This window comes from Oceanobacillus sp. FSL W7-1293 (assembly GCF_037969815.1).
GTDB lineage: Bacteria > Bacillota > Bacilli > Bacillales > Amphibacillaceae > Oceanobacillus > Oceanobacillus oncorhynchi.
Genome location: NZ_CP150212.1, coordinates 4180191 through 4194109, shown reverse-complemented (window position 1 = coordinate 4194109; position 13919 = coordinate 4180191). Strand labels below are relative to the sequence as shown.

Annotated in this window: 10 protein-coding genes and 1 pseudogene; 10 read left to right on the top strand and 1 reads right to left on the bottom strand. The window is 35.5% G+C overall.

Translation table 11 applies throughout. The annotated features are described in order from the left end of the window. Positions 1-360: 360 nt before the first annotated feature. The 9 genes and pseudogenes from MKY65_RS20300 to MKY65_RS20260 all read left to right on the top strand — a co-directional run. On the top strand, positions 361-2925 hold the full coding sequence (locus tag MKY65_RS20300; RefSeq protein WP_339180106.1) for a glycoside hydrolase family 43 C-terminal domain-containing protein: 2565 nt from the start codon (positions 361-363) through the stop codon (positions 2923-2925). A gap of 316 nt (positions 2926-3241) precedes the next feature. Beyond that, on the top strand, positions 3242-4588 hold the full coding sequence (locus MKY65_RS20295) for an ABC transporter substrate-binding protein (protein ID WP_339180103.1): 1347 nt from the start codon (positions 3242-3244) through the stop codon (positions 4586-4588). 418 nt (positions 4589-5006) lie between these two features. Then, the gene (locus tag MKY65_RS20290) at positions 5007-5984 is read left to right on the top strand and encodes a sugar ABC transporter permease (protein WP_339180100.1); all 978 of its coding nucleotides are present in this window, start codon (positions 5007-5009) and stop codon (positions 5982-5984) included. Next, positions 5984-6826 (top strand): carbohydrate ABC transporter permease, encoded by an 843-nt coding sequence (locus MKY65_RS20285; protein ID WP_339180097.1) that lies wholly within the window; start codon positions 5984-5986, stop codon positions 6824-6826. The genes MKY65_RS20290 and MKY65_RS20285 overlap by 1 nt, the downstream gene beginning before the upstream one ends. A 24-nt stretch (positions 6827-6850) precedes the next feature. Beyond that, the gene (locus MKY65_RS20280; RefSeq protein ID WP_339180095.1) at positions 6851-7486 is read left to right on the top strand and encodes a YesL family protein; all 636 of its coding nucleotides are present in this window, start codon (positions 6851-6853) and stop codon (positions 7484-7486) included. 115 nt (positions 7487-7601) lie between these two features. Next, positions 7602-9119 carry an alpha-N-arabinofuranosidase gene (locus MKY65_RS20275; RefSeq protein WP_339180092.1) on the top strand — a complete coding sequence of 506 codons (1518 nt, stop codon included), beginning with the start codon at positions 7602-7604 and terminating at the stop codon, positions 9117-9119. Positions 9120-9137: 18 nt separating this feature from the next. Further along, positions 9138-9392 carry an alpha-L-arabinofuranosidase C-terminal domain-containing protein gene (locus MKY65_RS20270; RefSeq protein ID WP_339180089.1) on the top strand — a complete coding sequence of 85 codons (255 nt, stop codon included), beginning with the start codon at positions 9138-9140 and terminating at the stop codon, positions 9390-9392. A 249-nt stretch (positions 9393-9641) separates the two neighbouring features. After that, positions 9642-10754, top strand: a complete 1113-nt coding sequence (locus MKY65_RS20265) for a GntR family transcriptional regulator (protein WP_339180087.1) — start codon at positions 9642-9644, stop codon at positions 10752-10754. 315 nt (positions 10755-11069) lie between these two features. After that, positions 11070-11330: pseudogene (locus MKY65_RS20260) on the top strand (family 43 glycosylhydrolase); the annotation flags it as partial. On the opposite strand, the gene MKY65_RS20255 reads toward MKY65_RS20260, so the two are convergent. Further along, positions 11312-11650 (bottom strand): hypothetical protein, encoded by a 339-nt coding sequence (locus tag MKY65_RS20255; protein ID WP_339185327.1) that lies wholly within the window; start codon positions 11648-11650, stop codon positions 11312-11314. The pseudogene MKY65_RS20260 and the gene MKY65_RS20255 overlap by 19 nt on opposite strands. 640 nt (positions 11651-12290) lie before the next feature. Between MKY65_RS20255 and MKY65_RS20250 the strand changes: the two genes are divergently transcribed. After that, positions 12291-13919, top strand: a complete 1629-nt coding sequence (locus tag MKY65_RS20250; protein ID WP_339185326.1) for an FGGY-family carbohydrate kinase — start codon at positions 12291-12293, stop codon at positions 13917-13919.

Here is a 13919-nt window from a genome sequence, read left to right as displayed (position 1 = left end):
AAATTGTATGGAAAATGATGCCACATAATCCACAATAAATGGATTCCGAGGTGTTTTTAATCGGCTTTGAGCTTACACTGGCGTTGGTAAAATCAATTTGGACTACTTCGTTGAATTGATTAAAAATTTAAAAATCATTGAATTATCATATGAAATGTTGTACGTTTATGTAGTAAGTGAATGCGCTTTCTTTATTAGGTTATTCAATAACTAGATATGAATTTGATAAGAAGGGAGAAGATTTAAAGTATATAAGACTATTTTTAGTGCTTTTGGCATTAACTATTTTATAAATTACCTAGTGGAGAATAATCTTATAACATGTACTTACTAATATCTATTTTAACCAAGGAGGAGTATATGATGAAAAAATACGGAGGGAAAATTACCATTATTATTCTAGCATTGGTTCTAACTACATTTTTTGTACCTCTCCCTTTATCAGCAAATGAAAAGGATGGCAATCAGCAAAAAAAGGATACAACGAATGAGGGGGAAAGTCCTGAATTTAAAGAGGTTTCCGTACATGACCCCTCAATTATAAAAGAAGGTAATATGTATTACGTATTTGGTACGCACATCGAAGCTGCGAAATCGACAGATTTAATCCAGTGGGATAGTTTTGCTAACGGATATACAACTCCAGATAATACTTTATACGGGGATTTGTCTGGGAATTTATCTGAATCTTTTGAATGGGCTGGTGAAGATGATTCTGACAGTAAAGGTGGATTTGCGGTTTGGGCACCGGAAGCAATCTGGAATGAAAGTTATGTAAATGAGGACGGCTCAAAAGGTGCGTATATGATTTATTATAGTGTATCTTCCACATATATCCGATCGGCAATTGGGTTTGCTGTTTCTAAAGATATTGAAGGTCCATATGAATATGTGGATACTATTATTTATTCAGGTTTTACTAAAGAAGATGCTAAAGATGAAAATAGTGATATTAATAAACAATGGAAAAATACGCATATTGATGAGTTAATAGAGGATGAAAAAGTAGATGAGCCAAATCCAAATTGGTTTATGGATGATAAGGTGGGTTCTTATAACAATACGATGTATCCTAATGCTATCGATGCTGCGTTATTCTACGATGAGAATGACAAGTTATGGATGACATACGGATCTTGGTCTGGTGGTATTTTTCTATTGGAGTTGGATCAAGAGACTGGACAGCCGATTTATCCCGGGGAAGACGGAGAAACTCCTGATGGCCGCATGATAGATAGATACTTTGGAACGAAGATTTCTGGTGGCTATGGGAAATCGGGAGAGGGCCCTTATATCGTCTATAATGAGGAAAACAATTATTACTATCTATACGTAACATATGGATGGTTAGGTGCTGATGGTGAATATAATATGAGGGTATTCCGATCAAAGAACCCAGATGGTCCATATGTGGATGCAGATGGACAAAATGCTGTTTTGACGGGTGATGTAGATCATTCTCCATACGGTAATAAGCTAATGGGGCATTTCTTATTTGAGAGAAAAGTTGGGGATCCAGGATCGGGTGTTGGTTATGGATATGTCTCACCAGGACATAATTCCGTTTATTTTGAAGAAGAAACAGGGCAACACTTTCTGGTATTTCACTCTCGATTCCCAGAAAGAGGGGATTCGCATGAACTTCGAATTCATCAAATGTTTTTCAATGAGGAGGGATGGCCTGTTGTAGCTCCATACCGTTACGGAGGAGAAACATTAGAAAAGGTGGATCGTAAAGACTTGGCGGGAGATTATCAGTATATTAACCACGACTTAGATATAACTAATGATCTACACAAAGATGTCCAAATTACGCTCCATAAAAATAATAAAATTACTGGAGCTGTTGATGGTACATGGAAAAAGACAGGCCATAACCAGGCAGAATTGAATATTGATGGAGAAACATATAAAGGCGTTTTTGTACGACAATATGATCCTGTTTCTGAACGCCACATCATGACTTTCACTGCATCATCAAAAAATGGAAAGAGTATTTGGGGGAGTAAACATGAGGGAGGTAAGTCCGATGAAGATATTGCTAAGGATGTTGAAGAGGATTTAAGTTTAGGAGATACGAATAACGTATATACGGATATAATTCTCCCTACAGAAGGATCAAGGGGGACTACCATTTCTTGGAGTTCTTCCCACCCACAGATTATATCTGAAAAGGGTGAAGTAACTCGTCCTGAGATTGGGAAACCAAGTGCAGAGGTAACATTGACAGCCACTATTATGAAAAATGACGTTACAACAGAGAAAGAATTCATCGTTACAGTGCTGCCAAAGAGTGAAAAACAGTTAATTGCTAATTATTCATTTGAAGATAATTTGCTAGACAATACAGGCAATTTTCCGGAAGGGACGATTACTGGTAATCGAATAGATAATACTGGTGGTGAGATTTCCTTTAAAGATGGAATAAAAGGAAAAGCAGCAGTTTTTAATGGACAATCAGGAGTCAGGCTTCCAAATAATTTAATTACAGAGTCAAGTTATTCTGTATCTTTATGGTTAAATCCTGATAAACTAACGGGTCATACTACTAGTTTCTTTGGAGCAAGAAATTCTAATAACTGGGTTAGTTTATTACCAGGTGGTTTTCCTGGTGATAATCAAGTTTTACTTTGGTCTGGAGGATCTGTTTATACAGATGCGAAAAGCAAGGTTCAACTTCAAACAAATGAATGGTCTCATATCGCTTTTACAGTGGAGGAAGGAGATGTTGTAGTTTATATAAATGGAGAAGAAGTTGTGGCACAGTCTGGTTTTAATAATGTATTCACCTCAGAAAATAGCCAATTTAGCCTGGGGGTAAACTGGTGGGATGAACCTTATCAGGGATTAATAGATGAATTAAAAGTCTATCATGGTGTACTCTCAGCTGAGGATGTAAAAGCCTTAGCGGAACCGAAAAAATAGTAAATAAAATGGACTAGGTCACCTGTGTGCTTGGTGACTTAGTTCTTTAATAATTATATGTACGTACGAGGTGGGTGGTTTATAAAATAAAACTTATTGACCAATTCCGCTAAGGGTGTTACTATAAAAATATTAAATAAATGCCTCTGGTTTATGGAGCTTTTGCCATGCCTTCATTGACTTCAATATAAATGCGCTGCAAAGGCCTGGGTGTTTAGAAATATATTATATGGGGGTGTGCTTGTCAATAAGTAGGTTCAATTGCATTTTTATGAAAACGCTTTAATAAATAATGAATATTCAAGGGGGAAATACGATGAAAAAAGTGTTTGTACTATTCCTTTTTGCTTTAATGTCAATGATATTAATGGCGTGTGGCGGTGAAGGGGGGGACTCGAAAGAAGCAACGGCAGACGAGTCAAAAGTTATTGGTGATGACATAGAAGGTGCAACAGAACTAACGTATTGGACTTTTGTAGGGCAGCATATTGATTTATTTGAAGAAGCAGCAATTCGTTGGAATGAAGAAAACCCTGATAGACCTATTAAATTAATTGCAGAAGCATATCCGTTTGATCAAATGCACAATAATCTTTTACTTTCTCTTCAATCTGGTAAAGGAGCTCCTGACATATCAGATATTGAGCTTGGTAGATTTGCGAATTACTTACAAGGTGAACCACAGTTAGAGCCTATGAATGAATATGTGGAGCCATTGTTGGATCAAGTTATTCAATCACGTTTTGAAATCTATGCCAAAGATGATAGTTACTATGGTATACCTACTCACGTAGGCGCGACCGTTATGTACTATAATACAGAAATTATGGAGGAAGCAGGTGTGGATATAGATTCTATTAAAACATGGGATGATTTTGTAGAAGCCGGGAAGCAAGTAGTAGAGGAGACGGACTCGGTTATGTGGAATGTTGGTACGACAGATTGGCTAATGGATTACTGGCCAATGATTTCCCAACAAGGTACGGATATGTTTAATGAAAATGGTGATTTAATCGTTGATAGTGAAAAACATGTTGAAACGCTACAATTTTTACATGATCTTATCTATGAACATGAGATTGCTGAGATAACACCAGGTGGTATGAACCAATCTGAAGAGTTCTATGGATACATGAGTGATGGTGGAGCAGCAACTATCCTAGCACCAATTTGGTATATGGGGAGATTTATTGATAGTATGCCGGAGCTAGAAGGAAAAATCGCTATACGTCCATTACCAGCCTGGGAAGAAGGTGGAGATCGTACTGCAGGTATGGGCGGTACAGGTACCGTTGTAACGAATCAATCTGAAGAGACCGAACTTGCTAAAGAATTCTTGGCATATGTGAAACTTTCTGAAGAGGGAAGTATTAACTTATGGAAAGTACTTGGTTTTGATCCACCGCGCTGGGATGTATGGGAAAGTGATCCAGTAAGAGAAGATAATAAATATTATCAATACTTCGGAGATGGAATTTTTGATACTCTATTAGAGGTAAAAGATGAACTTAATAATCTTCATCTAACAGAATATACTCCAGATATCGTAACAGAATATAATACAAATATTGCGGAAAGTGTATTGCGTCAACAATCACAGACACCAGAAGAAGCGTTGAAACAGGCAGCGGAAACAGTTCGTTCATCAATGGAGAATAATTAACAATGGGCTGGAAGCGGGGGTACCTGCTTCCATTTTTGATTATAGAATATATTAATTATTTTCTAAAAGTATATTGAAATAATAGGGTGATAAAGTTATACTTTAAATACTAATAACTTATACGTATATATAGTTAACAACTAAATATATTTTATAATATATTCGTACATCAATCATTGATATAGCATGTTTATATTATTTAATACGTAATTTGTAAACGCATACAGATAGGGGGACAACTTTATCATTTATTTATTGAAATGATGGGTTATAAGGGAGAGAATTGTAGATAAATAATTGATAAAAAACTAGATTAATTGATTAAAAGTTTTGGTGTAAATGCTTTAAACAATAAAGTCTACAAAATGGGCTTATAACTTGTACGTCCAATAGGATAAAATGTTGAGGAGGAAGCAATATGGAAGCTTTATCAAATAGTTCCAATCTATCCACAAAGCCAAAAAAAGATCCGAAATCACCAAAAAATAATTCAAACAAACAACCGAATTCGTTTCTTAGGTTTATTAATTCAAAAAAAGTAGTCCCATATTTATTTGTATTACCTTTTATCATTTCTTTCTTAATTTTAACGCTTTATCCCGCAATACAAGGTATTATTATGAGTTTTCAAAGAGTGTTACCGGGCCAAGTTACTTTTATAGGATTGGCTAACTATGAAAGATTAGCTAATCCTGTATTTTATAAGGCATTACTAAATACGACGCTATTTGTAATCTTTACAGTCTTGATTTTGACTGTGATTCCCATGTTGTTAGCTATTTTCTTAAATTCGAAATTTGTTAAATTTAAAACCTTTTTCCGTGCTTCTTTATTTTTGCCGGCATTAACTTCTACCATTGTAGGAGGGATGATTTTTCGATTAATGTTTGGTGAGCAGGATACAGCAGTAGCTAACCAAATTATAAGCCTATTTGGTCTAGATGCTATAAATTGGAGATTTACGGGCTGGGCTGCCATATTCTTAATGGTTATTCTTGCTTCTTGGCGATGGATTGGGGTAAATATTTTGTATTTTCTTGCTGCACTACAAAATGTCCCGGAAGAATTGTATGAAGCTGCCGACATTGATGGAGCTTCAAAATGGCAGAAGCTAAGATATATAACAATACCACAATTAAAGCCTATTATCATATTTGTTAGTACGATTACCATCATTAATGGATTTAGAATGTTTGAAGAAAGTTTTGTATTTTGGGAAGCTGGTTCACCAGGCAATATTGGTCTATCCGTAGTAGGGTACATTTACCAGGAAGGTATCCGACAAAATGATATGGGTTATGGTTCTGCTATAGGCGTTATTTTAATGTTGATTATCGCTGTGATAAGTCTTATTTATCTAATTGCCACTGGAACCTTTAAAAGAGGTGAAAACTAATGAATATTAAAAAGAAAAATAAAATCTTAACATGGATTACTTCGATAAGTTTTGGGGTTATTTCACTTATTGCTTTATTTCCTATTATAAGTTTGGTGATTTCGTCATTACGGCCGTCATCAGAATTAATGAGACAAGGGATTAGTTTTAGTATTAACTTTAGTCAATTAAGTCTAGATAATTATTTATATATTTTAAACCAAGCACCAGAGTATTGGGCGTGGTACGGTAATAGTTTAGCTATTTCAGCAATAACAATTGTATTATCCTTATTTTTCTCATCGATGGTCGGGTATGCTTTAGCTGTTTACGATTTTAAAGGAAAAAACTTCTTCTTTATTTTAGTATTACTTATTTTAATGGTACCGTTTGAGATATTGATGTTGCCACTCTATCAATTAATGATTAATACGCAATTAGTGGATACGTACTTTGCAGTTGTTCTTCCAATGGTGGTTGCTCCTGTTGCAGTTTTCTTCTTTAGGCAATATGCTCTAGGATTACCAATCCAATTGATGGATGCAGCTAGGATAGACGGCAGTACTGAATATGGGATCTTTTTCAAAATTATGCTTCCCCTTATGGGACCTTCTTTTGCGGCAATGGCGATTTTACAAGGATTGGGTAGTTGGAATAATTTCTTGTGGCCATTACTTGTACTTAGGTCGAATGATATGTTTACTCTACCAATAGGATTAGCAACACTACTTACACCGTATGGAAATAACTATGATGTATTAATTGCTGGGTCAGTTTTAACTATTATCCCAATCATTATATTGTTTATTTTCTTCCAACGTTACTTCATTGCTGGATTAACAACTGGAGGGGTTAAAGGTTAAAGTTTACAAACGAAGAAATAAAAGATGAATGAAGGTGAAAGGAACATGCATGCTAATGGGTTTGTATCTACATTAGATTATATTGCTACTTGGGTCGCCCGGATGGCGTTATTAAATCTGTTGTGGTTTTTATACTCTTTACTAGGATTGTTGGTTGCTGGGGTTTTTCCTGCGACTATTGCAACACTTGGAGTGGTCAGGAAATGGCTGATGGGCGAACAAGATATCAAGATTTGGAAAACATTTAGAAAAATATATAAACAAGAGTTTACATCAGTTAATGGATTAGGATGGGTGTTAACTGGAATCGGTGGAGTCCTGTTCCTTAATTATAAAGCAATTGAGGCCTTTGGAAGGGAGCTTTCTTTTATAGTTCCATTTGCCTTTTATCTGCTCCTGTTCTTATATATGGTTATCGTTATATGGTCATTTCCATTGAAGGCACATTATCATGCAGGGATATTCCAACATATAAAAAATGCGTTAGTTATAGGTATAACGAAAATTCATATTTCTATAGCAACTATTATTGCTCTTTTTGCTGTTGCTTATCTATCATTAGAAATACCAACGGTGATTCTATTTTTTATTTTTAGTTTGTCGGCGCTCATTTGGTTTTGGTTTTCTTTTCGGATATTCATAGCTTTAGATAAGGAATGAGGAAGTTTGAAGTTGATAAATCGACTTGGGTTGAACTTACTAAAAAATATCAGGGATTATGGGTTAGTAGATAAGTAGACTTGCGTCTAACACCTAATGAAAAAGGGGTTTTATTATGGCAAAGAAAATATCAAATGCAAAGGTTGTTGTTGATAAAGACTATGTGATTTCTGAAATAGATAAACGAATCTATGGATCTTTCATTGAGCATTTAGGGAGAGCAGTATATGGAGGGATTTATGAGCCAGGGCATCCTACAGCAGATGAAAATGGCTTTAGGAAAGATGTCCTTGAATTGGTAAAGGAACTTCAAGTCCCTATTGTTCGCTATCCCGGCGGGAACATGGTATCAGCGTATAATTGGGAAGATGGAGTTGGACCAAGGGGAAATCGCCCAAGAAGATTGGAGTTGGCTTGGCGCGTAATTGAGACAAATGAAATGGGAACGAATGAATTTATGGATTGGTCGAAGTTGGCCGATACTGAAGTAATGATGGCCGTTAATTTAGGTACTAGGGGAATTGATGCAGCTCGTAACTTTATTGAATATTGCAATCATCCAAGTGGTACCTATTGGAGTGACTTAAGAAGGGAGCATGGATATGAGGATCCTCATTGTATAAAAACTTGGTGTTTAGGAAATGAAATGGATGGTCCATGGCAAGTTGGTCATAAAACAGCAGATGAATATGGACGTCTAGCTGCTGAAACTGCAAAAGCATTAAGATTAGTTGACCCTAATATTGAATTAGTAAGTTGTGGAAGTTCTAATTCAGATATGCCCGCCTTTCCGGAGTGGGAGGCAACAACATTAAGTCACACGTATGAGCATGTAGATTATATATCTTTACATCAATATTACGGGAATCATGAGAATGACACTGCTAACTATTTAGCAAAATCACTAGATATGGATGAATTTATTAAAACGGTAATCTCCACATGTGATTATGTGAAAGCGAAAAAACGTAGTAAGAAAAAGATCCATTTAAGTTTTGATGAATGGAATGTATGGTTCCATTCGAATGAGCAAGATAAGCAAATTGATCCTTGGATTGTTGCGCCGCCTCAATTAGAAGATATTTATACATTTGAAGATGCATTATTGGTTGGAAGTATGTTAAATACGATGCTAAAGCACTCTGATCGTGTGAAAATTGCTTGTATGGCACAACTTGTTAATGTGATTGCACCTATAATGACGGAAAATGGTGGGGATGTATGGAAGCAAACTATCTTTTATCCGTATTACTATTCATCTGTGTATGGAAGAGGAGTAGCATTAAACCCAATCGTCACCTCTCCTAAATATGATAGTAAGGATTTTACGGATGTTCCATATTTAGATATATCTGTTGTTTATAATGAAGAAAAAGAGGAACTTGTCATCTTTGCCGTTAATCGTCATTTGGAAAACCAATTACATGTTGATGTAGACATACGCTCATTTGAAGGTTTTGAAGTGGTGGAACATGTTGTTTTAGAAAATGAGGATGCAAAAGCTAAAAACACATTAGGCAGAGAACAAGTGCAGCCTCACTCCAATGGACAATCATATAAAGAAGCAGGAAAAGTAATTGGTATTTTACCGAAATTTTCTTGGAACATGATTCGCTTGCAAAAAAATAATTAATTCATTAGTAGTGTCACAATGGGGAATAAAATAACGATTAACACAGATATCGTATGGTTTAAGTTTACATTATTATGTAATTTAGATAAAGAACAGTCAGCACCCTTAAGCGTTGATTTACGTGGAATGGAAGTCAGTAAAGTAAATGGACGTATATTAACTGCGAAGAAAATGAATGCTATTAATACTTTGGAAGACCCTGAAAATGTTGAATGGTATTGTAATGATAGAAGGGAAAGCCACAAGAATAGATCCTACTTCAAGGGCGGATAAATTATAGAAGACTAACAATAATAATAGAACCTTAATAAAAGTAAAAGCAGTCCCATATTATACGTAGTGTAATTGTGAACCTGGGGAAAGGCTATTCCGGGTAGATGAAGAATAAGGATAAATATACCTTTTGTTTTTATAAAATTATTATACGTTTATAATAAGAAGCTCTAATGTAATCTATAACAGAAACTGTTATAATATACCTCATACGGACAAGTTTGAATTATATAGAAACAGAGGTGTGCCATGAAATCGAAACACAGTATAGTAAGGGAATATATTCAATCTAAAATACTAGATGGAACTTATGTACCGCATCAAAAAATTAGCTCGGAAAGTGAACTGATGGAACGTTTTAGCGTAAGTCGTCATACTGTTCGTCTTGCCATTGGAGATCTCGTGAATCTAGGTTGGTTGTATCGAAAGCAAGGAGCGGGTACGTATTGTGCGGAAAGAAACGAAATGGGATCGAATGATTATAACCAGAAAAATATCGCTATCATTACAACGCATATTTCAAATTATATTTTTCCTTCCATCATACAGGGAGCAGAATCATTTTTAAGTAAAAACGATTATCAGGTTAGTTTATACAGTACGGATAACAATCATGAAAATGAAAAGAAAATACTGGAGAAGATTCTAACGCATCATGTGGATGGTGTCATTATAGAACCAACACAGAGTGCGATTTCCAATCCTAATATAAATTACTATTTGAATCTAGAAAAGTCCAATATCCCTTATATTATGATTAATGCTTATTATGATGAATTGGAACCTTTGAGTATTACCATAGATGATGAAAAAGGCGGTTTTATTCAGACAGAGCATCTTATTGAACAAGGGCATGAGAATATTTTAGGTTTCTTTAAAACAGATGATTTACAGGGTACCAGGAGAATGAAAGGCTATTTAAAGTCCCATCGTAGCAATCATTTACCAATTAGACCTAGTAATATCATCACATATCACACGCAAGAAATAATGACTAAACCTCAGGAAGAATTGAAAAAAATATTAGAACTCCCAAATGAAGAATGGCCAACTGCTATTGTTTGTTATAATGATGAACTTGCTATGTTATTGCTGGACGTATTACGCAAGAAAAACATCAAAGTACCAGAAGATATATCCTTGATAGGTTATGATAACTCTATATTATCCAGAGTATCTGAGGTGAAATTAACTACAATTAAACATCCGCAAAGTGAGATGGGCGAAGCGGCTGCCAAAATGATATTAAACTTGATTGATCGGAAACAAGGTCTTAACAAGGAAGAAGTGGAAGAATCCATCGTATATGAACCAGAACTTATAGAAAGGAATTCAACAAAGGATATAAGAGAGTTAGTTTAAAAATTAAGGTATGGGAGAGGTATCTATGACTATAAAAGCGTTGGATAGTGTTCAAGTTACGACTAGTCTTAGTTTACAACCCGAATTACCAAACAGGATAGCCTTTGGAATAGAAGAGGGAGTAAATGTCGTATCGATGTGATCTGGGAGCACTATCCAAAAGATAAATATGAAGAACCTGGAACTTTTCAAATAAAGGGAAAAATTAAAGTAAAAGAATACCCCAACCCTCTGGTAGAAAAAAAGAGCAGGTCCATATATTTATAAACATAAGACGGTTATTATTTTACAGAATCTTACCCTGAATATGACCGAATTGTTCTTAGAAGGTCCGAATCGATAGAAGGACTAAAAGACGCCAGGGAGATAGTTATTTGGGAAAAACATGAAAAAGGAATTATGTCTGAACATATTTGGGCATCAGAAATTCATTATATTGATGGGGATTGGTATATCCATTTTACTGCAGGAGATTGTGATGATGTTTGGGCTATACGTCCTTATATATTAGAAAACAAATCTGAGAGTCCTTTTGAAGGGGAATGGTTAGAAAAAGGTCAGGTTAATACCGACTTCCAAAGTTTTTCATTAGATGCTACAACATTTGAACATACCCTTTTCCTGATGGAGCTAAGTAGTAACCAACAAACCACAGCCGATAGGATTTTTTTCTTACCGGCTCCTTTTTTATATAATGTTATATTTCCCGGATACCCTTCCTCACCATCTGAGCTTAGGTACATGAATTGAACACCAGCTTCGTTTTCTTTTTCAAATACTTCAGCATCCCAGATAACACAATTGAATCCTTTTCTCCCAATGTGAAGATGATTGTTTCCTTCATTTTTCGTAAGTGTGTGGGATTGTCCATCCAATTTAAACTGAGCATCTTTTATTCTTCCCCCAACGTGACCGATAATAGCCCCTAAGTATGTTGTAGCTCGGTAACAAAATACAAATTCAAAGTAGAGCGTTAGTTTTTTGTGGCGAGTAAAAATATTACTCTTTCAAATATATTTTTGCAAACCAAATAAGCATAATAAAGCGATTTTTTTCTAACTATTTAATTATCAAAATTAGAATTCAGTAAATCCTGTTCTTTTTTCTCCATAATAAATTTTATTCCACGAGTAATGGAAAGTGTAATCCGAAATATAGGTTATGATCGCACCAATTGCATTAACATCCTCCTTTTAATCGATTTGTTTTGTACTTATATGTACATGTTTTATCAAATCCTCCGTTCAATTAAAAATTGTATTTATTAAGGTAAAATAATGAAAGAGTTATCGCCTTTCTGCTTTATGCTGTCTTGTTAAGAGTGTATATACACCTCCTCCGATATAAATGGTTCATATAAAGAAAAAAAGCAGAATATTTACCGTGTACTTATAAGTATAGGAGCATTTTAAGTTGACAGATGTACGTACAAGATTTACAATTGAATTATAAATGAAAAAGAGAAAAGAAAACGATTTAAGTAAAAGGAAAACACCTCCTTTTGATTTTAAAATTGCTATCAGAGAGGGGATTAACGTGAAAACGAATCTAGTAAATATGAAGGAAGCGATTGCTAAGGGAGAAACCTCACTTGGGATAGAGTTCGGGTCGACACGTATAAAGGCGGTATTGATCGATAGCCGTTTTGAAGTAATTGCATCCGGAAGCTACGAGTGGGAAAATCGTTTGGAAAATGGATTTTGGACGTACAACTTAGTGGATATTATCACTGGGCTCCAAACAGCTTATAGTAAAATGAAGCAAGAAGTTGAATGGAATTATGGAATTACCATTCGAACAATCGGCTCTATCGGTTTTTCGGGAATGATGCATGGGTATATGGCCTTTGATAAAACTGGAGAGCTGCTAGTTCCGTTTCGTACTTGGCGTAATACCACCACTAGTGTTGCCGCAAAGGAATTAACTGATTTGTTCCAATTCAATATACCCGAAAGGTGGAATATAGCCCATCTTTATCAAGCAATATTAAATGAAGAAAAGCATTTGTCGCGCATTGACTTTATAACAACTTTATCTGGATTTATTCACTGGATACTTAGTGGAGAAAAAGTTATTGGAATTGGCGAAGCTTCGGGCATGTTTCCAATTGATGAATCAACGAAAAATTATAACGAATCCATGATTAAACAGTTCGATGAAAAAATATCTCATAAAAGTTTCCCTTGGAAGCTTAAAGATATTCTGCCTAAAGTAAATAATGGAGGGGAGTTGGCCGGTAAACTAACTAAAACTGGAGCTAAAATCCTAGACAGATCTCAAAATTTACAACCGGGTATCCCACTTTGTCCCCCTGAAGGTGATGCAGGAACAGGGATGGTTGCTACAAATAGTGTGAGGAAACGTACAGGAAATGTTTCAGTAGGGACTTCTGTTTTTTCCATGATTGTATTAGAGAAGGAACTTTCAGAAGTTTATCCTGAAATTGATATGGTTATGACACCAAATGGCAGCCCGGTTGCGATGGTACATGCAAATAACTGTACAAGTGATCTTAATGCCTGGCTTGAATTGTTCCATGAATTTTCTGAGGCAATGGGGGAAAAAGTGGATCCGAATCAATTATTCGGGATTATGTTAAACAAAGCGTTGGAAGCGGATCCAGATGGCGGTGGTTTACTTAGCTATGGCTATTTATCGGGTGAAAATATAACTGGTTTGGAAAAAGGGCGTCCATTGTTTGTTCGTCTTCCGGAAAGTAATTTCAACTTGGCTAACTTCATGCGAACACACCTTTTTACTGCATTTGGTGCCTTGAAAATTGGGCTGGATATTTTGATGAAAAAAGAAAACGTTGTCATTGATGGTATTTTGGCTCATGGTGGCTTATTTAAAACTCCTGTAGTAGGGCAAAAAATTGTTGCAGCTGCAATGAATGTTCCCGTTTCTGTAATGAAAACAGCTGGAGAAGGTGGTGCCTGGGGAATGGCGCTTCTAGCTTCTTATATGTTGAATAAGGAACGAAATGAAAGTTTAGAAGACTTCCTTGATAAGAAAGTTTTTGAGGATGTTGATGGGAAGGAAGTTTATCCTGATGAAATGGATGTTAAAGGATTTGAAGCGTTTATCGAACGATACAAAAAAGGTTTAGTGATTGAAAAGGTTGCTGCAGCTAATTTGATAGGAGAGGGAAATGGGAGGAATTAA